This window comes from Rhodococcus pseudokoreensis, from assembly GCF_017068395.1.
Taxonomy (GTDB): domain Bacteria; phylum Actinomycetota; class Actinomycetes; order Mycobacteriales; family Mycobacteriaceae; genus Rhodococcus_F; species Rhodococcus_F pseudokoreensis.
Genome location: NZ_CP070619.1, coordinates 4,118,718 through 4,140,057 on the forward strand (window position 1 = coordinate 4,118,718; position 21,340 = coordinate 4,140,057).

Annotated in this window: 20 protein-coding genes; 7 read left to right on the forward strand and 13 right to left on the reverse strand. The window is 67.0% G+C overall.

From position 1 onward, the window contains the following. Nucleotides 1-55: 55 nt before the first annotated feature. From JWS13_RS24030 to JWS13_RS24050, 5 genes are read right to left on the reverse strand one after another with little or no spacing between them, the layout of a single operon-like run. Nucleotides 56-1,144 (reverse strand): phosphotransferase, encoded by a 1,089-nt coding sequence (locus tag JWS13_RS24030; protein ID WP_206007894.1) that lies wholly within the window; start codon nt 1,142-1,144, stop codon nt 56-58. Beyond that, entirely contained in the window at nt 1,141-1,494 is a 354-nt protein-coding gene (locus tag JWS13_RS24035; protein WP_124391878.1) for a hypothetical protein, read from the reverse strand. Before JWS13_RS24035 ends, JWS13_RS24030 begins: the two co-directional genes overlap by 4 nt. Further along, nucleotides 1,491-2,516, reverse strand: a complete 1,026-nt coding sequence (locus tag JWS13_RS24040; RefSeq protein WP_420855054.1) for a TIGR03857 family LLM class F420-dependent oxidoreductase — start codon at nt 2,514-2,516, stop codon at nt 1,491-1,493. The genes JWS13_RS24035 and JWS13_RS24040 overlap by 4 nt, the downstream gene beginning before the upstream one ends. Nucleotides 2,517-2,567: 51 nt before the next feature. Then, the gene (locus JWS13_RS24045; RefSeq protein WP_206007917.1) at nt 2,568-3,662 is read right to left on the reverse strand and encodes a phosphotransferase; all 1,095 of its coding nucleotides are present in this window, start codon (nt 3,660-3,662) and stop codon (nt 2,568-2,570) included. A 25-nt stretch (nt 3,663-3,687) separates the two neighbouring features. Next, on the reverse strand, nt 3,688-5,427 hold the full coding sequence (locus tag JWS13_RS24050; protein ID WP_206007918.1) for a PEP-utilizing enzyme: 1,740 nt from the start codon (nt 5,425-5,427) through the stop codon (nt 3,688-3,690). 268 nt (nt 5,428-5,695) lie between these two features. Between JWS13_RS24050 and surE the strand changes: the two genes are divergently transcribed. Next, a complete protein-coding gene (gene surE, locus JWS13_RS24055; protein ID WP_206007919.1) occupies nt 5,696-6,481 on the forward strand; it encodes a 5'/3'-nucleotidase SurE in 786 nt (261 codons plus the stop codon). A gap of 93 nt (nt 6,482-6,574) precedes the next feature. On the opposite strand, the gene JWS13_RS24060 is transcribed toward surE, so the two are convergent. Beyond that, nucleotides 6,575-7,207 (reverse strand): MarR family transcriptional regulator, encoded by a 633-nt coding sequence (locus JWS13_RS24060; protein WP_206007920.1) that lies wholly within the window; start codon nt 7,205-7,207, stop codon nt 6,575-6,577. A gap of 60 nt (nt 7,208-7,267) precedes the next feature. Then, nucleotides 7,268-8,776 (reverse strand): AMP-binding protein, encoded by a 1,509-nt coding sequence (locus JWS13_RS24065; RefSeq protein ID WP_206007921.1) that lies wholly within the window; start codon nt 8,774-8,776, stop codon nt 7,268-7,270. A gap of 150 nt (nt 8,777-8,926) precedes the next feature. On the opposite strand from JWS13_RS24065, the gene JWS13_RS24070 reads away from it, so the two are divergent. From JWS13_RS24070 to JWS13_RS24095, 6 genes are all read left to right on the forward strand, one after another. After that, nucleotides 8,927-10,129: a cytochrome P450 gene (locus JWS13_RS24070; RefSeq protein ID WP_206007922.1), complete on the forward strand. Its 1,203-nt coding sequence runs from the start codon at nt 8,927-8,929 to the stop codon at nt 10,127-10,129. Then, a complete protein-coding gene (locus JWS13_RS24075; RefSeq protein WP_206007923.1) occupies nt 10,122-11,552 on the forward strand; it encodes an aldehyde dehydrogenase family protein in 1,431 nt (476 codons plus the stop codon). The genes JWS13_RS24070 and JWS13_RS24075 overlap by 8 nt, the downstream gene beginning before the upstream one ends. Beyond that, nucleotides 11,549-12,355 (forward strand): coniferyl-alcohol dehydrogenase, encoded by an 807-nt coding sequence (locus JWS13_RS24080; RefSeq protein ID WP_206007924.1) that lies wholly within the window; start codon nt 11,549-11,551, stop codon nt 12,353-12,355. Before JWS13_RS24075 ends, JWS13_RS24080 begins: the two co-directional genes overlap by 4 nt. Beyond that, nucleotides 12,352-13,848, forward strand: a complete 1,497-nt coding sequence (locus tag JWS13_RS24085) for a pyruvate, phosphate dikinase (protein WP_206007925.1) — start codon at nt 12,352-12,354, stop codon at nt 13,846-13,848. The genes JWS13_RS24080 and JWS13_RS24085 overlap by 4 nt, the downstream gene beginning before the upstream one ends. 77 nt (nt 13,849-13,925) lie before the next feature. Then, entirely contained in the window at nt 13,926-14,633 is a 708-nt protein-coding gene (locus JWS13_RS24090) for a TetR/AcrR family transcriptional regulator (RefSeq protein WP_206007926.1), read from the forward strand. A gap of 76 nt (nt 14,634-14,709) precedes the next feature. Then, entirely contained in the window at nt 14,710-15,753 is a 1,044-nt protein-coding gene (locus JWS13_RS24095; protein WP_206007927.1) for a ferredoxin--NADP reductase, read from the forward strand. A gap of 11 nt (nt 15,754-15,764) precedes the next feature. Here JWS13_RS24095 and JWS13_RS24100 read toward each other — a convergent pair whose 3' ends face one another. The 6 genes from JWS13_RS24100 to JWS13_RS24125 all read right to left on the reverse strand — a co-directional run bounded on the left by JWS13_RS24100 (nt 15,765) and on the right by JWS13_RS24125 (nt 21,324). After that, nucleotides 15,765-16,106, reverse strand: coding sequence for a YciI family protein (locus JWS13_RS24100; protein WP_206007928.1), 342 nt, complete (start codon nt 16,104-16,106; stop codon nt 15,765-15,767). A 124-nt stretch (nt 16,107-16,230) separates the two neighbouring features. Next, on the reverse strand, nt 16,231-17,388 hold the full coding sequence (locus tag JWS13_RS24105) for an MBL fold metallo-hydrolase (protein ID WP_206007929.1): 1,158 nt from the start codon (nt 17,386-17,388) through the stop codon (nt 16,231-16,233). 17 nt (nt 17,389-17,405) lie between these two features. Beyond that, entirely contained in the window at nt 17,406-18,239 is an 834-nt protein-coding gene (locus JWS13_RS24110) for an alpha/beta fold hydrolase (protein WP_206007930.1), read from the reverse strand. Between the two features lie 68 nt (nt 18,240-18,307). Next, complete coding sequence (locus JWS13_RS24115; protein WP_206007931.1) at nt 18,308-19,222, reverse strand: catechol 2,3-dioxygenase; 915 nt, start codon at nt 19,220-19,222, stop codon at nt 18,308-18,310. 47 nt (nt 19,223-19,269) lie between these two features. Next, the gene (locus JWS13_RS24120; RefSeq protein WP_206007932.1) at nt 19,270-19,659 is read right to left on the reverse strand and encodes a 2Fe-2S iron-sulfur cluster-binding protein; all 390 of its coding nucleotides are present in this window, start codon (nt 19,657-19,659) and stop codon (nt 19,270-19,272) included. A 54-nt stretch (nt 19,660-19,713) separates the two neighbouring features. Then, the gene (locus tag JWS13_RS24125) at nt 19,714-21,324 is read right to left on the reverse strand and encodes a 4-hydroxyphenylacetate 3-hydroxylase family protein (protein ID WP_206007933.1); all 1,611 of its coding nucleotides are present in this window, start codon (nt 21,322-21,324) and stop codon (nt 19,714-19,716) included. Nucleotides 21,325-21,340 lie beyond the last annotated feature (16 nt).

Consider the following 21,340-nt stretch of genomic DNA (forward strand, 5'->3'; position numbering starts at 1 on the left):
GTCCGGAACCTACGGCGCAAGCTGTGGGTTCCGGACCTGTTCGTCATCTGCGCCATCAGGCCAGATCGCCGAGCGCTTCGACGGATTTCCAATCGACAGCGGCGGCGCAGTTGCGCCGCAGCAGCGCAAGAATCAGCTGGTTCACCACATCGTTGTCGGGGAGAACCGCGACCGCGGCGAGGGTGACGTAGAGACCGCTGAGCAGCTGGATCCGGTAGTCGGCCGTCGCCTGATCCTCGTCGTACCCGGAGGATTTCTCCGCGAACACGTCGATGTACGTCTTCAGCAATCGCGTTTCGTGTAGTCGGCGTTCGGCGATGTCGACACTGCCCGACATGAAGTACGCGAAGTCGTACATCGGATTGCGCAAGCCGGTGAACTGCCAATCCAGGAGCACGGCCGACACTCCCGCGCCCGACTTCTCGAAGAGAACATTGTCGACGCGGGGGTCGCCGTGGGTGAGTGTCAGATGCTGCTGCGGCAGGCCATACCAGGTGCGAACCAGGGCGACGGCATCGCGAATCGCGGCCAGGAAGTCCGGCGGAAGGTCGTCGGTGAACCGCGTGAGCGCGGCCGCGGCCCCGCGCTCCGCCGCATCGCACCAGTAGTCGGAGACCTCGGACATGCGCACCAACCACGCGGGCGCTGCCTCATCGGTCAGCGGAAAGAAGCTGGAGTGCAGGCGAGCGAGTTCCGCGACAAGGGATTCCGCCTCGGCCACGCCACAACCGGCGGCCTGATTGCCGGGCGTCGTCGTTGCCGTCAAGTCTTCCAGGACGAGGTTGATGTTCGTCTCGTCGCCGGCCACCCAGTAGCACTGCGGAATTCGGCAAGCCTGTCGGCCGCCGACTTCCCGGTAGGCACCGATCTCGCGGTGGTATGCGCCGCTCCGCAGTCCGTGCTCGTGCGCACCCGGCGCGCTCGGGCGGAATTTCACCACGACCGCGGCCGGGGAATCGGATTCGGCGCGGGCATACTCGATGCCGATTCGTACCGTGTCGCTCACGTTGCCGGCGCCGATGGGCTGCGCCGAAATCGATGCGACCTCCACCCCGGTGTGGCCTGCGTGCCGCAGCACGGACTGCACCCATGCGGTGTCGATCTCGGTGGCGACGTCGAGCACTCTGGGAGTCGGGTGATTCATGACCAGGACCCTTCGAAGTAGTTGGAGTTCCACACATCCGTGATGAGTCCCGCGGTCGCCTTGAAGACCTCGATTCCGCAGAGCCGCTCTCCGGTGGACAGGCGGATCGCGTTCCACGTCAGCGTCGCGAACTCCTCGTTGCCGGAGAGGTTGGCCACCTCGAAGGTCGGTTGATTCGACGCCAGGTCGGCGCGAATGCGCTCGACTTGCTGATTTCGGCTGAGCGCGACGGTGTTACCCGCTTCGTGTCGAATGACCGGGTCGCCGCATATTTCGTGGACGAGTTCGACTCGTTGCTTGTTGTAGATCTCGAACACATATTGTTCGACGAGTTCGACGGGGGTTCTCATCGCAGACTCCTGTACGCCTCGACGACCGGTTCGAGTTCCGCCGGCGTCGAGCAGTGCATGATCACGCCGTCGACTCCCAGATCGAGTTGGGCAGAGACCTTTTTCGCGCAGGCCTCGGCTGATCCTGTGGCGGCTGCTTCGAGCCACTCGGCGGGCAGCACTGTGCCGATGTGTTCGATCTCGGACGGGGTTGCCACCGCGTCGCACCAGCCGTTCAATCCGGCGACCACCGGATCTTCTCGAAACCGCTGGAGCGCGTCGGGGTCCCAGTTGTTCGTCTTCACCATCAGATCCCCGTACACCTGCAGGTAGGTGGCGAGTCTGGCCACGGTCTTCTTCAGCTGCAGTTCGATGGGAAGGTGATCGGGAACCGTTGCGTAGCAAGACCACACCTTGACCGCGGCGGGGTCACGGCCGGCCTTCTCCGCGGCGCTGCGGACCGCGTTCACACACCGCACGACGGTGTCGTCCGAGAAGTACGTGTGCAGAACGACAACGTCCGCGGCTCGACCCGCCAGGGCTAGGGTCGCGGGCCCGAACGCGGTCAGCCCGATCGGAATGTTCTCGTCGAATGTCGAGTCGAGGCGCAGTGTCGGATAGTTTCCGGCCGGGCCGCTGTGACCCTCGACGGTCTCGCCCTTCCACAATCGGCGCATCAGACCGATGAAATCCTCCAGTTGCGCGGTGGTGACGGGCGGGAGGCCGAACGCCTTCAGTTGCGGTGCCAGACCACGACCGAGCCCGAGGACGAAGCGGCCGTTCGTCAGCCGGTGCATCGTCGTCGCCCACGCTGCTGTCACCATCGGGTGGCGGGTGTTGTGGTTGGTCGCAGCAGTGGCGATGTTCAGGCGTTCGGTCACCGCGCCGGCCGCGCCCGTCAGCGACCCGAGTTCCTTGACGTTGAATCGTTCGGAGAAGAACGCGGTGCCCAGGCCGAGTCGCTCGGCCAGTGCCAGTTCGCCGTACATCTCTCGGGGCGACTCGACGTGTCCGCCGAGTGCGTAGAAGCCCAGTTCAGGCATCGAATCGTTCACCGAATGCGCCTTTCGTCAGAATTGCAGCCGGGCGCGGACCTACCCACGGTTCACCGCTGCGAGTGGGTGGATCCCGATGTGGCGGGCGCCGTCACGGTCCCGTGCATGTGTCAGGGAGTTGGTGACCATGGACAGAAACAGCTCGTCACCACGCTCGGTCCGTTCCACCAGCATCGCAGCCGCAACCCCGATGATGAAGTTGTGGAAGGTCGCGCACGCATAGTCCTGGACGAGACGTTCGAACGGATAGCCGTCGACCCCGAGGTCGACGAGTTCCGAGTGGTAGTGGCGGAGTAGTTCGTCCTCGTTCGCTCGACGCGTCGTGGCGTCCAGTGCACCACCGATGAAGTAGGCGACATCGACCACGCCCGGTGCGTACACCACTGTCTGCCAGTCCAATACGACGAGCGGCACTTCCCCGCCGCGCGCGTCGAACAGCACGTTGTCGGGCCGGTAGTCGCCGTGCTGGACGGTGTAGGGCATCCCCTCCAGTGCCTGGTAGTAGCCGGCGATGTTGTCGACGAATTCCTGCCCCAGTGCAGTGTCGGCCTCGCTGAGCCGGCCGGCGTAGCGCTGACGAAATCCGTCGTACCATTCGGGCATCATCTCGGCGAATCGCTGCCAGTAGCTCGACGAGATGTCCATCCACGGGTTGCCTCTGAGTTCTTCCGAACCCCAGTAGGGTGCGTGGATCCGTGCTGCCTGCTCGACGGCGAGTCGCGTTTCGGCCACCGTGCAGCCGGTCAGCTGGTTTCCGGGACGTGCGGGAGTGAGATCCTCCAGGAGGAGGACGAATTCGGTATTGTTCGTATCAATTTCGGCGTGGAAGCAGGCCGGGACGCGGACCTGGAGGTGCGGCGCGATCTCGGTGTAGAAGCCGACCTCACGGGCGTAGTTGAGCTCGCTGCGTCCGGCCGCGCGACTCTGCTCGCTGTCGGAAGTCAGTTTCGCGACGAGCGACTCGGGGCCGCCGCCACCGTCGGAGTACGAGATCGTGATCTGATAACTGTCGGCGACCAGGCCGGTGCCGATCGGTTCGATTGCGGTGCCGGTCACCCGGTTGCCGGGGGCGAGTATCCCCCTGTCGTGCAACAGTCGATCCAGCCAGCCCGCGCAAATATCAGCTGCGTGCAATGTCTTCTCCTTGTCGGGGGCCGGCTCAGATCTCGAGCACCGTCACGGCGCCGGTCGTGCCGTCGACCTCGACGAGTGCGCCGTTCGGGATGCGCTTGGTCGCGTCGGTGGCCGAGACGATGCACGGGATACCGATTTCCCGGCTGACGATCGCGGCGTGTGAGAACGGGGCTCCGACGTCGACGACCACCGCGGAGGCGGCGACGAACAGCGGCGTCCAGGACGGGTCGGTGATCGGGGCGATGAGGATCTCCCCGGGCTCGAGGGCGGAGGGGTCGTCGGGGGTGGTCAGGACCCGGGCGATGCCCCGGGCGGTGCCGGTGCAGCCGGACACGCCGACCAGAGTCTCGCCCGCGGCCAGCGCAGCGCCGGCGGCGCCCGCGCGCAGCGGCCAGTCCTCGAGCGGCGGCACTTCGCCGGAGACGACGAACGGCGGTTTGACGTCGAAGAGTGCGCGGTAGCTCTTTTCCCGCTCGCGCACGATGTCGGTGAACGCCGAGGGATCGGCCAGGTAGGCGTCGAGTTCGTCGGCGAAGAGCATGAAGATCTGCTCGACGCTGTCCAGCGCTCCTGCCTCGACGCCGCGGCGGCCGAGCTCGCGTGCCGGAAGCCGGATTTCGTGAATCACCATGGCTGCCGTGGTACGGGCGCGTTCGCGGCCGCGGAGCCAGAGAGCGGCGGCGGCGAGGGTGGCCTCGAACTGGGCGGAGGTCTCGGGATCTTCCGCGAGAAGCTGGCGGACCATGGAAGCGGCGGCCTCGCGTTCCTCACTTCGGATGGCGCCCTTGCCTTCCGGTGCCTCGTCGTCGCCGACCTGCCGCATGCGGTCGACGGTGGCCAGCGCCAGTTCCGGTTTGACACCCCACGTCTGGGCGCGGATCTCCCATTCCGCCGGGCCGCGGAAGTCCCAGTCCGACAGGAAGGCGTCGAGATCGGCGCGGAACGCGGTGACCGCCGGGTCGGTGCTCGCCGCCAGCCGGTCGTAGAGGCCGGGGACGCCCTCGTCGAACACGGCGGCCACAGCCGGATCCTGGGCGGCGCGGCTGAGGGTCCACATCCGCTTGGAGGGTCCGGTGGAGTCGACGTCGCCGATGCCGCCGACCAGGGTGAGGGCAAGCTCGGGCCTGCCGACCGCGGCGGCGATCTGCGCGACGGCCCCCAGCCCCACGCCCGATTTGAGGCTGGCCTCGATGTGGTGCTTGAACAGCGGCCGCAGGATGTAGTCGAAGGAGGTGATGCGCTCGCGCAACTGCTGATCGGTCAACGCGGTCATGTCGGGCCGGTCGGCGCGGATGCGCACCACGTCCTGACGGTCGGCGTCGTACTCGGGCAGTCCGGTGGCACCGATGACCTCCTCGACCAGCCAGCCGCCGGCGCGCTCCGCGAACTCCGGGTTCTCGTCGAAGTCCCGCTTCTCGCTCTCGTAGCTGGGAATGCCGGGCATGTCGCCGAAGTACTGCAGGTCGACGGCTTCCGGCGACATCCCCGGCACGCGGACGCCGAACAGCCGCATCAGCGACATGTTGATGTACAGGTAGCTGCCGAAGGCCGGGAGGATGTTGTAGTCGACCGTGGCGTCGTAGAGGTCGTGATCCCAGACCTTGCATGCGACGAAGGCGTCCCGCCAGCCCGGTTCGAGATTGTGCTGGAAGCCGGCGGAGGCGTTCAACGGACTGATCGGGTCGGGAAAGATCTCCCCGACGTTCGCGCGGGAGTACAGGGGAAACACCTTCGACACAGTGTCGTTGATGGGCCACTCAGCCATGCGATGCCTTCTTTCAGACAAATGTTTTGGAGTGCCGGTTTCATTCCGGAACGATGCACGTCGCCTGTCGTGTTAGCGACTGTGAATTCACATTCTTATGTGAGTGCCGTCACTCTGTCAAGGCTCCCGGGCCTTGACCGACCACGCATGTCACAACTTTCCGCGCTCACCGGTAGACAAAAGTGTGAATACTGCGTCACAATCCTTGGATACGAGGTCTGAGCTGGCGTCTGGTTTGTGGAGGTCGGCGGAGAAGGAGAGCGCTCACATGCGCATTTTGGTCACCAACGACGACGGCATCGACGCACCCGGACTGCATGCGGTGGCGACAGCTCTGGCAACCGAGGGGTACGAGATCACCATCGCCGCGCCGCGCGGCGAGTGCAGCGGCAGCGGCTCGTCACTGGGCACCCTCGAGCACGGAGCGGAGATCGCGTACACGGAGCGCCGCTTCGAGCATCTGCCTGGAGTGCAGGCGCTCAGCTTCGACGCCCCGCCTGCATTTGCGGTGTTCGCGGCGTGTGCGGGGGTGTTCGGTGCTCCACCGGACCTGGTCGTCAGCGGCATCAATCCGGGCCCGAACACCGGCCGGATGATTCTGAATTCGAGCACGGTGGCGGCCGCACTGACCGCGTCGACCCTCGGCGTCCGCGGTCTCGCCGTCAGCTGCGGGTTTCCGCCGGAGCACCGTTTCGATACCGCCGGCCGGATCGCAGTGTCGGCGGCACAGTGGATGCTCGCCCACAGCGCCCACCGTGCCGTGCTGAACGTCAATGTGCCCGATCTCGACATCAGTGAGGTCAAGGGTGTGCGGATGGCACCGCTGGCACCGCGCGGACTGCTCGGCTTGACCTTCGACAAGACCCCGGACACGGTGCGGCTGTTGCGATTCGCCAATACCGAACGTCTCGGCACCGGAACCGACTCCGCTCTCGTGCGTGACGGCTATGTGTCGATCAGCGCCATCTCGGCCGTGGCGGCCAACTCCGAGGGCTCGGGCGTCGCGGCGCACGTCGAGGCGTGCCTGCCGTTCCCGGTGGCCTCCGAGTCCTAGGCGCGGGATTCTCCTGCGCTGCAACGTGGGTCGGGCACGGGAAGGGGCGGGCCGGTCGTCGACCGGCCCGCCCGTTCCGTGTTATGTGCTCGTTCAGCCTTCGTCGGCGGCGCCCCGGGTCCGCCCGGCGCTGAGGATGAGGTCTTCGTGCAGTTCCATCCAGATGTCGTGGTAGCTGTCGTACATCGGCCGCGCGAACGAGGCGTTGTCACCGCCACGGATGCGACCCAGCGCCGCGGAGAGGCGCGGCAGATAGCGACCGAACCGCGGCAACGCATCGACCAGTTCCGGGAGCGACGCCCGCAGTCGCTCATCGGTCTGCGCCAGCGCGCCGACGACCTCGCCGTCGTAGGTCGGGTCGCCGTGATCGTTGGGGGTGTCGTCGCTGCGCATCTGCCAGCGCTGACACACCATCTTGAAGTCGGAATTGATCGGCAGGAAACGGTCGTAGAACGCTGTCAGCGCGGTGGCCGCGCCGGTGGTGGCCGGATCCTGTGCGAGTAGCCGCAGATGCTCGGCCTTGCCCGCAGGGGTCAGCATCGCTCCCGGCATCCGGCCCTCCCGGCGCACCACCAGGCCCTGCTCGACGAGCGGATCCAGGGCTGCCGGCAGGTCCTCGACCGGCACGCCCGACAGCGCGCTGAGCACGTTGTCGTTGGCCAGTCCCTTCACGCGGAGCGAATGCAGGACGTCGAAGGTGTGTTGATCTTGCTGGGCGTGAACCATGTCTGGCTCCTGTTCGGATGTTCGGTGGTCAAGGTGTGTCGCGGTCGGGGTGTGTCATGGTCAGGAAGTCGCGAAATAGTGCGAGCGCAGGGCCTTCTTGTTGAGTTTCCCGGTGGGCAGCCGCGGCAGGCGGTCGACGAAGTCGATCGAGCGGGGCGCTTTGAAGGTCGCCAGGCAGCCGCGGCAGTAGTCGATGAGGCCGGCGGCGGTGGTGGCGTCACCCGATACACCCTCGCGCAATTCCACCATCGCCTTGACCTGTTCCCCGAATTCGGGGTCGGGGATGCCGAAGACCGCGGCGTCGACGACATCGGGATGACGCACCAGGGCGGCCTCGATCTCCTCGGGGTAGATGTTGACCCCGCCGGAGATGATCATGAAGCTTTCCCGCCCGGCGAGGTAGAGAAATCCGTCCTCGTCGAGGTAGCCGCGGTCGCCCATGCTCTTCCAGCCGGCAGTCGCGGCGGTGTCCCCGGCATTGACGTAGGCGGTGGCGGCCGGCGGTTGAAACCAGACCTTGCCGATCTCCCCCGGCGGCACCGGGGTCCCCGCATCGTCGGTGACGTGCACGCGGGTGCCGCCGAGAGGTCGGCCGACCGACCCGGGGTGGTCGGCGGATTCGACGGCGGAGATGTAGGTGTGCCCGTAGCCCTCGGAGGCGCCGTAGTACTCGTGCAGGACCGGCCCCCACCACGCGTTGATCTGCTCCTTGACCTCCACCGGGCAGGGCGCGCCGGACGTGACGGCGGTAGTGTGCGTCGGCGACAGCGCGATGGTGTCCCTGTCGGGCAGGGCGAGGATGCGCAGCAGCATCGTCGGCACCCACTGCGAGTGAGTGACCCCGTGCGTGGCGATCGCCGTCATGGCCGCGGACGCGTCGAAGCGTTCCATACATACGACCGTGCCGCCGGCGGCCATCGTCATCAGCTGGAAGGTGAACGGCGCCGCGTGGTAGTTCGGCGCGGGCGAGAGCAACACCGTGTCCGAGTCGATGCCGAGTTTCTCGGCGAGACCCGCGTGGCGCGTCGGGGCGTCCGCGGGATGGATGTCCAGCAATTTCTGCCGGAACGCCTTCGGGCGGCCGGTGGTGCCGCCGCTGTAGAGGACGCGGGCGCCGAAGCGTTCGTCCGCGATGGGCGTCCTCGGGTGGTCCGCGATCGCCGTGGCGAGGTGCTCGAATTCGGGAGCTGGATCGGTGCACAGGGTCAGCGCGGTGTGCCTGCCCGGAAGGGCGGCAGCGACCGCTCCGGCGAGCGAGCCGCTGGTGACCACCGCGGCCGGCGCCGCTTCGGCGAGGAGCGCGGCGAGTTCGTCGGCGCCGAGGTGCCAGTTCACTGGTGTGACATACAGGCCCGCACGCATTCCGGCCGCGACCACCACCGGCCATTCGATCCGGTTCTCCATCACCAGGACGATGGAATCGCCTGCTGCCACGGCCCTGCTGCGCAGGAGATGGGCGAGCTGGTTGGACTGCTCGTCCAGCTGCCGGTAGGTGAGCGAAGTACCGGAGGCGGCCATCACGAACGCGAGAGAATCGGGATGCTCGGCGGCGATTGAGGGTGGGTACACGAGACCTCTTTTTGTGAATTGTTCGTCACTATCTAGGTCAGGCTACAAGCGACTCGAGTCTTCATACAAGGGGTATTTGCAAATCGGGCGATTTGTGATTTAGTGACACCAAAGTCACAAACGAACGTGACCGTGACGGGAGACATCCAAATGACCACCAGCAGTGGTATCGACCTGATGGACCTGCGGGCATTCGCCTCCGGATACGCGGACGAGATCTTCGCGCAACTGCGCAACGAGGACCCTCTGCACTGGAACGACGAACCGAACGGCCCGGGATTCTGGTCGGTGACTCGATACGCCGACGTCAAAGCCGTTGCCGCGGACCACGACACGTTCACCGTCACCGAGGGGACGCAGATCGCGAGCAGGCGCGCCGAAGGCGAAGGCGCCCGCAGCATTCATCACGTCGACCCACCGGAGCACGGTCCGCTACGCAAGATCGTCACCCCGCACGTGCGCCCGGCCAAGGTGAAGGCCCTCGTCCCGGACATCGAGGCGGTGATCGACGACCTGCTGGACAAGGCCGTCGGCGCGGGGCCGATCGACCTGGTCGCGAACATCTCCGCCCAACTGCCCCTGGTGATGATCGGCCGACTGCTCGGCGCCCCGCTCGAGGACTGCCCGAACCTGCTGCGGTGGACGAACCAGATGGCGTCGGAGGACCCCGACTACTCCGCGGGCCCCGAGACCGCCGTGCATGCCCGCGACGAGGTGTTCGCCTACTTCCGGGCCCTCGAGACCGAGCGTCGCGCCTGCCCGGCCGACGACCTGGTCAGCGTGCTGACCGCCGCCGAACTCGACGGCGTCCCGCTCAGCCGCGGCTACCTCGACGCCTACTACCTGATCCTGATGGTCGCCGGGAACGAAACCACCCGGAACCTGCTGTCCGGCGGTGTGCTCGCCCTGCACGAGAACCCGCAATGGTGGGACCTTCTGCGCGAGAATCCGGGCAAGATCCGCTCCGCGGTCGAGGAGATGGTGCGCTGGGTGTCGCCGGTGCTGTCGATGCGGCGCACCGCCACCCGGGACGTCGAGATGCACGGCAAGACCGTGAAGGCCGGCGACAAGGTCGTCATGTGGTTCTGCTCGGCGAACCGGGACGAGCGGGTGTTCGAGGACCCGAACACGTTCCGGGCCGACCGATTCCCGAACGAACACCTGGGTTTCGGGTGGGGCGATCACGCCTGCCTCGGCGCCAACCTCGCCCGCCTCGAGGCGAAACTGTTCTTCACCAAGCTCGTCGAACGCGGCATCGGCATCGACGTGGTCGATTCCCCGAAGCGTTTGCAGAGCAACTTCTTCCGCGGCATCAAGACCCTCCCCGTGCGATTGGAGCCGCGCAATGGCTGACACCTTCGACCGGGCCGGCTGCCTGATCGACGGCGCATGGTTCCTCCCGGACGGGCCGGCGATCGACGTGATCGACCCCTACACCGAGACCGTGATCGGCGAAGTCGTCGATGCCGGGGAACGGATCGTCGACGACGCCGTCCGCTCGGCGGCGGCCGCTCATGCGGCGTGGCGGGACACCGACGTCTCCGAGCGCGCCGCACTGCTCGATCGGACCGCGGATCTGCTCACCCGTGACGGCGCGGCGATCGCGGCACTGGTCAGCCGCGAAATGGGAATGCCGATCTCGCTCGCCGAGGTCACCCAGGCCCAGCTCCCTGCCGACGTCTTGCGGGCCACCGCCCGCACCGCCCGCGACTTCCCGTGGTCGCAGGACATCGACGGGGCCACGCTGGTCCGGCGCGGCAGCGGGGTCGTCGGCGCGATCACGCCGTGGAACATGCCGGTCCACCAGATCGTCGCCAAGGTCTCGGCCGCACTGGCGGCCGGTTCGACCGTGGTGCTGAAGGCGTCGGAGATGACCCCGTACGACGCGAACGCGCTCGCCGCGCTGTTCCTCGAGGCGGGACTTCCGGCCGGGGTGTTCAACGTCGTGACCGGGACCGGTGCGGTCACCGGGGCGGCGCTGGCCGCGCACCCGGGCCTCGCGCACGTCTCGTTCACCGGCAGCGTCGTGGCCGGCCGCGCGGTTGCCTCCCTGGCGGCGCAGACGTTGACCCGCTGCACCCTCGAACTCGGCGGCAAGTCACCTGCCGTGGTGCTGCCGGACGCGGACCTCGAGACCGCACTCACCGGGGTCGTCGCCTCCGGTCTGGTCAACTCCGGTCAGGCGTGCAACGCCACCACCCGGCTGCTGCTCCCCGAGGCGCTCGCCGCCGATGCCGCCGACGTGCTCACCGCGGCGGTCGCCCGGCACACCCTCGGTGACCCCGCCGACCCGCAGACCCGGCAGGGCCCGCTCGTCTCGGCCCGCCAACGTGACCGGGTCCTCGACTACATCGCCGACGCCGTCGCCGCGGGCGGGCATCTGCTCACCGGCACCGGCAAACCGTCCGAGGTGTCCCCGACCGGATTCTTCGTCGACCCCACCATCGTCACCGGACTGCCCGAGGACGCCCGGGCGATCCGCGAGGAAATCTTCGGCCCCGTCGTCGCGGTGCAGACCTACACCGACGTCGACGACGCGGTCCGGATCGCCAACGACTGCGCGTACGGGTTGTCGGCGGAGGTGTGGTCCGGCGACGTCGAACGCGCCCGCGCCGTGGCCGGACGGCTCGACGTCGGTCAGGTCAAGATCAACGGCGTCCGCACTCGCAATCGGCCCACAGTTCCCTTCGGTGGCGTCAAGAATTCCGGCTACGGCCGCGAACTCGGTCACCTCGGCATCGAGGAGTTCACCGACGTGACGGCGGTAATGTCATGACCGGCAACACTTTCAGTGGAAACATCGTCGTCACCGGGGCGGCCTCGGGGATCGGTCTCGCGCTCGCCGACCAGTTGAGTGCGGCCGGCGCCACGGTCTACGCCCTCGACCGGCGCGACTGCCCGATCGGGTCGGTGCGGACCCTGCTGTGCGACTTCTCCGATCCCGGATCGATCAGCGACGCCGTCGCGGCCCTCCCCGGCGAGGTCACCGGGCTGGCCAATGTCGCCGGTGTTCCGGGCACCGCTGCCGCGCAGACGGTGCTGGCGGTCAACCTCCTCGGGCCGCGCCTGCTCACCGAACTCGTGCTCCCCCGCATGACCGAGGGAGCGGCGATCGTCAACGTCGCCTCCGTCGCCGCGTACCGCAACACCGAATCCCCGGAGTCGATCGACGCACTGCTGCGGGTCCGCAACCGCGCGGACCTGCAGGCCTGGCTGCGTGACCACCCTGTGAAGGGGCCCGCCGCCTACGACACCTCCAAACGCGCCCTCGTCGACTGGACGCAACTGCTGTCGGCGAAGCTGACGGCACGCGGCATCCGGGCGCTGTCGGTCAGTCCCGGACCGGTCGAGACACCGATCCTCGCCGACTTCGAAGCCAGCATGGGCGCCGACGCGATGGCACGATCCCACGACGCGGTCGGCAGGCACGGCTACCCTCACGAGATCGGCGCGGTCGTCGCGTTCGCCCTCTCTCCCGCCGCGTCCTGGCTCAACGGCATCGACATCCCGGTCGAAGGTGGCCTGTTCGCCACCCGTGCGGCCGCCAAATCCCCTGTTTTCGAAGGACTCTCGCTATGACCTCCTCCAGTAGCCCGGCCGAGCACGTCATCACGCTCGACGGCACCCATCCCAGCACCCGCGAGGTACTCGGCGGCAAGGCGTACAGCGTCAACAAGATGCGGGCGATGGGACTGCCGGTCCCCCCGGCGTTCGCGCTGCCCACCGGTGTCTGCGCGGTCTACCACGACAACGGCCGATCGCTGCCGGACGAGATCTGGCAGCAGGTCCTCGAACACCTGCGACGGCTCGAGGCGGAGACCGGCCGCCGGTTCGGCGCCGGTCCGTCCCCGCTGCTGGTCTCCGTTCGGTCCGGCGCCGCGCAGTCCATGCCGGGCATGATGGACACCGTCCTCAACCTCGGCCTGACCCCCGAACTGTGTGAGGCGCTGGCCGCCGAGACCGGTGATCAGCGGTGGGCGACCGACACCTGGGAGCGGTTCTGTCACAGTTACGCCGACATCGTCGCCGGGGACCCGAATGCCGCGCCGCCGAGCGATCCGTTCGCGCAGTTGCGATCGGCGATCGGCGCCGTCTTCGACTCCTGGACCAACGAGCGTGTCAAGGCGTACCGAGCCCGGCACAACCTCGGCGCCGGCGCCGGAACCGCAGTCACCGTGCAGGCCATGGTGTTCGGCAACCGCGACGAGCGGTCCGGGACCGGGGTGATGTTCAGCCGGGATCCCGCGACCGGCGAGAACACCCTCTACGGCGAATGGCTGGCGAAGGCGCAGGGTGAGGACGTCGTGTCCGGGGAGAAGACCCCGAATCCCCTCGCCACCGTCGGCGACATCCTGCCCGACGTGTACCCGGAACTCGAGCGCATCGCCGAGGTCCTCGAACGTGAGCACCGCGATCTGGTCGACATCGAGTTCACCGTCGAAAGCGGCCGGCTGTACGTCCTGCAATGCCGGGCCGGGAAGCGTGCGCCGCGCGCCGCGGTCCGGATCGCCGTCGATCTCGTCCGCGAAGGTCTCATCACGGCCGACGACGCGGTCTCCCGCGTCTCCGCCGAGCAGGCCGCGAGCCTGGCGAAAACGCACGCGGTGCACGCCGACCGGACGGTCCTGGCCGGTGGCCTCGGCGCCGGCCCCGGTGTCGCCGTCGGGCAGGCCGTCAGCGACCTCGACCAGGCCCTCGACCTCGCCGCGGCCGGCACACCGGTCGTCCTGGTACGTCCCTCCACCGCCCCGGACGACGTGCCCGCGATGTTCGAATCGGTCGCCGTCGTCACCGAACTCGGCGGCAGCACCTCCCACGCGGCGCTGGTGTGCCGGGAGATCGGGCTGCCGTGCGTCGTCGGCGCCGGAGTCGGCACCGTCGCGAAACTGACCGGGCTGACGGTGACCGTCGACGGCGCCACCGGCACGGTCTACGAGGGCGACGCCCTGCACACCCCGGACGAGGGCGACGTCGACGAGTACCTCACCGAACTCCTCGGCTACCTGCCCGACACCGTCCCGGTGGATCATCCGCTCGCCCAGTTGCGCTCTGCGCACCTGGAACGGGCATAACGCAAGGTCAGAACGATGCGACACCTGCTATCAGTGATATCTTGTTCGCAAACTCGGGCGACGGAGAGGGGGCGGAGATGACCACACAGCGCCAGGTCCCACCGCGCACGCTCGACGACGTCTACACCCATGTCGGCCTCGTCGAACCCGGTGCGGCCACCCCCAAACGGCCCAACCGCCGTGGGGAGCTCACCCGGGAACGCATCGTGCAGGCCGCGATCGAATGCTTCAGCGAATACGGGTACACCCGCACCCGGGTCTCGGACATCACCCACCGCGCGAAGACCGCGCAGGGCAACTTCTACCGGCACTTCACCGACCTGGACGACGTGTTCCTCGCCGCCATGCACACCGGGCTCCAGGAGTTGTCCGAGGCCACCAGCCGCAAGACCACGACCAGCGGCGAACTCGAAGCGCTGATCGAGGTCAACATCACCTACCTGCACGCCTACTCCCGGCACCGGCACATCCTGCGACTGCTGCGTGAAGCCGCTGCCGCCAGCGCCAACGAGGGTTTTCAGCAGTTGTGGCTGCAACTGCGTGACGACTTCATCGCACGCACCCGCCGCTGGCTGGAGAAGCTGCACGACCGCGGGGAGATCGGGGACACCAACCTCGACCTGCTTGCCGAGTCGCTCGGTTGCATGACCGAGCAGATGGCCTACGTGCACGTCGGTCTCCCCGCCTCGACGCCCAAACGCGAACGCATCGACGAACTCGGCCGCGCCCTCGGTGAGGTCTGGTTCCGGGCACTGCCCCCGGCCGCGTCGCCCTCCCAGCACTGACCGCATTCGGTTTCCTTCGGCCGCGGCTGGCCGATCCGTGTCGCCTTCCCTTTGAGCTGCAACGAAAGATGCACCCATGACCTCCGTCGCACCCGATTCTCTCGGCTACACCGTCCGTGTCGCCGATGTCATCGCCGAGACACCCGACGCCTCCTCCCTCGTCATCGACGTCCCGCAGGAGATCGCCCACCAATTCGCGTATCGGCCCGGGCAATTCCTCACCGTCCGGATCCCCAGCGAACGCACCGGTTCGGTGGCGCGCTGCTACTCCATCGCCAGCTCCCCCAGCACGGACGACCGCATCAAGGTGACGGTCAAGCGCACCGCCGACGGGTACGGCTCGAACTGGCTGTGCGACAACATCACAGCAGGCGACGCCGTGCATGTGCTGCCGCCGTCGGGCACGTTCACCCCGCACAGTCTCGACGGCGACTTCCAGCTCTTCGCCGCCGGCAGCGGCGTCACCCCGGTGATGTCGATCCTCAAGACCGTGCTGGCGTCCGCGACCGGAACCGTGTCCATGTACTACGCCAACCGGGATCGCGAATCGATCATCTTCGACGCCGAACTCGCCGACCTCGCCAAGAAACACGCGGACCGGCTCACCGTCGAGCACCGACTCGAGAGCGAGGCCGGGTTACCGACCCCGGACAATCTCACCCAATTCGCCGACGGCGGCCAGGCCGGCACCGTCTTCGTCTGCGGACCCGCGCCCTTCATGGCCATGGTCAAGGAGACGCTGACCGGCATCGGATACGACCGGCACCGGATTCACGTCGAGGAATTCCGCTCCCTCGACGGCGACCCCTTCGCGCCGATCAGGCAGGTCACCGCCGACGACGACGCCGAAACGTCGACCGTGGACGTCACCCTGGACGGCGACACCCACACGCTGTCGTGGCCGGCCGACGCCACCCTGATCGACGTCATGGTGGGCGCCGGGATCGACGCCCCCTACTCCTGCCGCGAAGGCGAATGCGGATCCTGCGCCTGCACGCTCCTGGAGGGGACCGTCGATCCCGGGGTCACCGACGCCCTCGATCCCGACGACGTCGCCGACGGCTACATCCTCGGCTGCCAGGCGAAGCCGACCAGTCCCACGCTGAAGATCGAATTCTAGGTCGAGGTCCGTCAGCTGGCGGGGTCGTACCCGAACTCGCGCACCTCCTGCGCGCACCGGCAGGCAACCGCGAGTTTCGCGGCCCATCCCAGTGCCGCCTCACGGGACGGCAGTTCCAGTACCGCGTAGCCGCCTTCGAGCTGCGTCGTCTCCGGGTAGGTGCCCTCGGTCACGGTCCCGTCCCCATCGACCATGACGGGCGGAACGCTTCCGTCGATGCCGCCGCCGAACACCCATACGCCGGCGTCCTTCGCCTCCTGGACCACCGCGTGCGACGCATCGGACACCGCCTGCAGATCCCCGTCGGGAACGACCATGGCGCCACTCGGGAACGAGATCAGGTACTTCGTCATCGCGTCGACTCCTTCTTCGCGCTCTTCTTCACCGACCTGATTCGAGGGTCTCACGTTCGGCCGCCGCCAGGATCGCTTCGATCTGCGTCACTCGATCCAGGGTGAGGCTCCGCTGCTGCCCGGCTCAGCGGACGGTGATTCTCTGGAGGTCGTTGCCGATGACGACCTCTCCGGCATAGCCGCGACCGGCCCACTCGGTCCACTGGTGCGGGTCGACGACCCCGTGTGCGAAGTCGATGATGTGGGACAGCACGAGCTTCGGCACTCCGGCGCGCTCGGCGATCGCCCCCACCTGCTGCACTTCGACGTGCGATTGCAGCATGTGGTCGCGTGCCGCCGGTGTCAGGGCGCTGCCTTCGAGGTTCACGGCCTCGTGGATCAGCACTTCGGAGCCACGCGCCAGTTCGACGAGGTTGTCGGAGACGGTGGTGTCTCCCGAGAACGTCACCGAGCCGTACTCCGTGTCGAAGCGGTACGCGAAGGAGGGAAATGCGGGGCCGTGCGGCACCAGTGTCGCCGTCACGCGGACTCGGTCATCGCTCATCACCGTGAACGGCGCGCACGGTGGGCAGGTGTTGGTGAAGTCGGCCCCCAACTCGGGCAGGGCGATCTCGTGCACGACCGGCATCGTGCTGGTGTCCGGCAGTCCGGTGTCACGCATCAGAACGTTGTTGCTGTACGCGTAGGCCTCCGTGCATTTGCGAGTGAGCTCGGCAAGTCCCGGCGTGGGGTCGGCCGGGTGCGTCACCGGAACGGTGCGCCCGCCGAATGCCTGGGGCAGTCCGCCTGCGGGTCCGGGGCCGTACACGTCCACAGGTCCGGACACACCGTCGCCGATCTGGGGGATGGTCCCGCCGCCCAGCATGAAGAAGTTGTAGTAGTCGGCGATGTGATCGGCGTGCAGGTGGGTGATGAAGATGTTTCTCAAGGCGGCGAATTGGAGTCCCGCCCGACGATATTGGGTTGCGGATGCACGACCGCAGTCGACGACATAGGTGGTGCCGTCGACTACGAGTGCTGTCGAGATTCCGGTGCGGTCGGCCGCGATCGGCGGACCGGCCTGGGTGCCCAGCAACACGATCTCGAAGTGGGCGTCCGGATTCGGTACCGCCGCCGGTGCGGCTGCGGCCGATTCGACCGGTCGGGTCGACGATGGAGATGCGCACGCGGTCACTCCGGCGGCGGCCGCTAGTGCGCCGATTCCGGCAAGTATCGATCTACGGCTGATCGCGGATGCCGGCCCGCGGCCGTCGGCCGATTCGGTACAGCAGGAAATACACATGAACGTGTCCTCACTCGCTACTCGGACAGGAAGTCGGCGATCAGACTGTTGAAGCGGGTCGAGTGCTCGATCTGGACCCAGTGACCGCAGCGGCCGAACACGTGCAGCTGCGAGCGGTCGATCAGTTCGAGCAGTCGAAGCGAGTTGGACAGCGGAATGACCTGGTCGTCGCGCCCGTGGACGATGAGCGTCTCGTGCGTCAGCGACGAGATCAGGCTCTCGTCGACGGCCATCTCGTCGACACCTCGCTGCCGGGGTGCCGGGAACATGGCGCTGAACGCTTCTTGCACGCCGGGCCGGGTGGCGGCCGCGAGTCGCAGTTCGGCGAGTTCGTCGTTCACGAGCGTGCGGTCGTAGGCGAACACATCCAGGAGTTTGCGCATGGCCGGGAGGGACGGCTCGAAACCCCAGACCGCGTCGAGCCCCGGAGTGATGTCGAATGGGACTCCGACGCTGCCCATCAGGACGAGGCGGTCCACTCGCTCGGGGTACTTGGTCGCGATGTTCAGGGCGAGTGATCCACCGAAGCTGTTGCCCACGATGGAGACCTTGTCGAGTCCGAGGGCATCGAGCAGGCCTACGAGGTGGTCGGTCCAGGTGGCCGAGTTGTACTCGACACCGTCGGGGCGCTCGGTGTATCCGAATCCGAGGATGTCCGGTGCGATGACCCGGTATTGGCTCGAGAGGGCCGGGATGGTCGTTCGCCAGTTGGCCCAGGCGGTGACGCCGGGGCCGGAGCCGTGGATCAGGACGACCGGGGCGCCCTCGCCGACGTCGTGGTAGTTGGTGGCGATCCCGTTGACGTCGATAGTCTTCGCGATCTCGGGTGTCTGCTCGGTTGTGGTGGTCATCGGTTCTGCTCCAAAGATGGTGATGTTCTGGTGGTGAGGACGTGCGCCGGCGGCAACCGGCCCGCGGTCTACGTGACGACGGTGAGGAAGTTCTGGTCCAGTTCCCGGTGGGTGAAGTTGATGCCCCGGGCGGCCTGATCCATGGTCCAGGTGATGGTCCGGAAGTCCTTGCCGGTGCGGTATCCGCCGGAGAACACTTCGTTGCGGTTGCCGGAGGGATCGAAGAAGTAGATCGTCTCGCCGCGGGTGATTCCGTGACGGGCAGGTCCGAAGTCGATGGGCACGTCGTCCATGGAGAAGACGTCGCCGGCGTGCAGCAGGGCCGACCAGTCGGCGATGTGGTACGCGAAGTGGTGCAGTTTGCCGTTTTCGCCTTGGACGAAGGCGATGTCGTGGGGTTGTTCGCCGCAGAACATCCAGGATCCGACGAGTTCGGTGTTGTCTTCGCCTCCGACGAGGCGTTCGGCGGCCTGGAAGTCGAGGGCTTCGGAGAGGAACCGTTCCAGCAGTGCGGGGTCTTCGGTGGTGATGAGGGTGTGGTCGAGGCGCGGGACGCCGATGCCGCGGGTCCCGCCGCGAGGCCACGGGTCCGGGTTCCACAATCCTGTTGCGGTGCCCACGTACTCGATGTCGCTGTAGAGCTCGAGGGTGTGCTCGGACGGCAGGGTCACCCGCAGGCCGTCGCCGACGGACTGGTTGTCGCCCTTACTCATCCGCTCGCACGTCGCGCCGAACGCGCGTACCCGGGTCTCGATCTCGGCAAGCGAGTCTGCGTCGGAGACCTTGTAGCCGAGTTTGGTCAGCCCGACGCCGCCTTCGCTGAGGACGACCGAGTGATGGTCGGCCTCGTCCCAGGACTTGAGGTAGACGGTGCCGTCCTCTTCGTGGACGGCGTCCATTCCGAGGGTGTTGATGTAGTGGTTCTTGGCCTCGGCGAGGTCGGTGACGTTGATGTGGACATAGCCCAGTCGCAACACGGACATGGCTGTACCTTCCTTCGATGTGGGTTGAATTGGTTCGCGGCCACCGATCAGGTGGTGCGCTCCCGGGACCGCCCGAGCCCCGCCAGGACGTCGACGAGGCGGTCCCGTTCGCCGAGTTCGATGATCACGTCCGATTGCGGAAATGCCCTGCAGGGAAGGCACTTCTGCTGCCCCGGTTCGCGATCGGGTCCGTCGACGACGGTCTCGCTCACCGGTGTGCGGTAGGCGACGGTCCCGTCGACGAGCACGGCTCTGCAGGCTCCGCAGCCGCCGCGCCGGCACTTGTACCGGGACCGGTAGCCCTGACGGCGCAACGCATCGACGATCGTTTCGTCGGCCCGCACGCCGATGCGTATCCGGTCCGGAAACACGGTGACCTGAAACTCGCCGTTCGGCCGCGGCGCCTCGATGGCGCGGGCATCGGGGGTGTCACCCATTGGTCCTCCTGAGCTGCCGCCGGTCCAAGAAGCTAGTCGGCCCCCGTCCGACGGCTACTTGCGGCCGAAGACGGACACGTCGTCGTTGCCGATCAGGTCGGGAACGGTCCAACCGTCGAGGTCGTACTCACTCATGAACTGCTCGGCCAGGCCCTTCATCCCCGACACCACACCGGTCGCCTGCGCGCCGAAAAGCAGTTCGGCCTTGACATTCTCGTGGTTTCCGGAGTAGTTGCGCTCGTACAGTTCGTGGCGGCCACCGAACTCGGAGCCGATCGAATCCCACAGGGCCTTCATCACCTTCACGCGCTCGACCGCGGTGATCCCGTCGGATCCGCGCACGTACTTGTCGAGGAACGGGCGCACTTCGGGGGACTTGAAGTCCTCGGCGGACGAGGGCAGGTAGATCAGGCCGGATGCGACGTCCTGCTCGATGATCTCCTTGATCCGCGGGTAACCCTGGATCATGAACATCCGGAACGTCAGGCCGTATTCGAGCTTGGGGATGACGGTGTCGCCGATCCACTGTTCGGGGTCACGTGCCATGGATTCGGTGAGCGACCAGAACAGGTTGCGCCATCCGATGACCTCACCGACGCGGGTCTGCACACCGCGGAAACCGCCGGCGCCGGTGCAGTCGAGGGCCTTGAGCAGCAAACCGGCGATGAAGTCGAGCTTCACGGCGAGGCGGGTGCAGCCCTGCAGCATGGCGCGGGGCAGGAACCCGGACTGCGGGAAGAAGGTGTTGATCTTGTCGACGGCGCCGTACATGAAGACGTTCTCCCACGGCACCAGGACCTTGTCGAAGACGAGGATGGCGTCGTTCTCGTCCATCCGGGACGAGAGCGGGTAGTCGAACGGGCTGCCGACGATCGCAGCGTTCTGCGCGTAGGACGTTCGCGAGATCAGCTTCACGCCGGGCGCGCCCATCGGCACGGTGCAGATCAGGGCGAATTCCTTCTTCTTGATCGGCAGCCCGTAGTGGGCGATGAAGTTGTAGTTGGTGATCGCCGATCCGGTCGCGACGACCTTGGCGCCGGAGACGACGAGGCCTGCGTCGGTTTCCTTCTCCACCTTCATGAACACGTCGCCGACCTCGTCCGGCGGCAGCTGGCGGTCGACGGGCGGGTTGATGATCGCGTGGTTCCAGTACAGGACCTTCTCCTGCGATTCCTTGTACCAGCGCTCCGCGTTGTCCTGGAACGGTGAATACAGCTCCTTGTTCGCGTTCAGCGTGCCGAGGAAGGACGCCTTGTAGTCGGGGCTGCGGCCCATCCAGCCGTACGTCATCCGCGCCCACGTCGCGATCGCATCTCGATCGGCGAGCACGTCCTCGGTGGACTTGGCGGTGCGGAAGAAGGGCATCGTCACGCCACCGCTGCCGGTGTCGGTGGGTGTCGTCAGGGCGTCCACGTGCTCACCCGTATGCATCCCGTCGTAAAGTCGGGCGATCATGCGCACCGAGTTGCGGAACGCCGGGTGATTCGTATGGTCCTTCACCCGTTTCCCGTGCAACCAGATCTCGCGGTCGTCGCTGATCGACTCGATGTACTCGTCGCCGGTCATGGGCTTGGTGGCGTAGATCTGGGGTTGGTTGGCCGCGGCGTTCGCCGCCGGGTTGACCTGCGTGGGGTCGGTGGGGACGGTGGGGACTGTGGTGGTCATGGTGTTCCCTTCGGTA

Bases quoted from the DNA above. Each gene is read 5' to 3' on its own strand.
- JWS13_RS24030 (WP_206007894.1), bottom strand. From the start codon at position 1,144: ATGAATCACCCGACTCCCAGAGTGCTCGACGTCGCCACCGAGATCGAC.
- JWS13_RS24035 (WP_124391878.1), bottom strand. From the start codon at position 1,494: ATGAGAACCCCCGTCGAACTCGTCGAACAATATGTGTTCGAGATCTAC.
- JWS13_RS24040 (WP_420855054.1), bottom strand. From the start codon at position 2,516: ATGCCTGAACTGGGCTTCTACGCACTCGGCGGACACGTCGAGTCGCCC.
- JWS13_RS24050 (WP_206007918.1), bottom strand. From the start codon at position 5,427: ATGGCTGAGTGGCCCATCAACGACACTGTGTCGAAGGTGTTTCCCCTG.
- surE (WP_206007919.1), top strand. From the start codon at position 5,696: ATGCGCATTTTGGTCACCAACGACGACGGCATCGACGCACCCGGACTG.
- JWS13_RS24060 (WP_206007920.1), bottom strand. From the start codon at position 7,207: ATGGTTCACGCCCAGCAAGATCAACACACCTTCGACGTCCTGCATTCG.
- JWS13_RS24070 (WP_206007922.1), top strand. From the start codon at position 8,927: ATGACCACCAGCAGTGGTATCGACCTGATGGACCTGCGGGCATTCGCC.
- JWS13_RS24075 (WP_206007923.1), top strand. From the start codon at position 10,122: ATGGCTGACACCTTCGACCGGGCCGGCTGCCTGATCGACGGCGCATGG.
- JWS13_RS24080 (WP_206007924.1), top strand. From the start codon at position 11,549: ATGACCGGCAACACTTTCAGTGGAAACATCGTCGTCACCGGGGCGGCC.
- JWS13_RS24085 (WP_206007925.1), top strand. From the start codon at position 12,352: ATGACCTCCTCCAGTAGCCCGGCCGAGCACGTCATCACGCTCGACGGC.
- JWS13_RS24090 (WP_206007926.1), top strand. From the start codon at position 13,926: ATGACCACACAGCGCCAGGTCCCACCGCGCACGCTCGACGACGTCTAC.
- JWS13_RS24095 (WP_206007927.1), top strand. From the start codon at position 14,710: ATGACCTCCGTCGCACCCGATTCTCTCGGCTACACCGTCCGTGTCGCC.
- JWS13_RS24100 (WP_206007928.1), bottom strand. From the start codon at position 16,106: ATGACGAAGTACCTGATCTCGTTCCCGAGTGGCGCCATGGTCGTTCCC.
- JWS13_RS24105 (WP_206007929.1), bottom strand. From the start codon at position 17,388: ATGTGTATTTCCTGCTGTACCGAATCGGCCGACGGCCGCGGGCCGGCA.
- JWS13_RS24110 (WP_206007930.1), bottom strand. From the start codon at position 18,239: ATGACCACCACAACCGAGCAGACACCCGAGATCGCGAAGACTATCGAC.
- JWS13_RS24115 (WP_206007931.1), bottom strand. From the start codon at position 19,222: ATGTCCGTGTTGCGACTGGGCTATGTCCACATCAACGTCACCGACCTC.
- JWS13_RS24120 (WP_206007932.1), bottom strand. From the start codon at position 19,659: ATGGGTGACACCCCCGATGCCCGCGCCATCGAGGCGCCGCGGCCGAAC.
- JWS13_RS24125 (WP_206007933.1), bottom strand. From the start codon at position 21,324: ATGACCACCACAGTCCCCACCGTCCCCACCGACCCCACGCAGGTCAAC.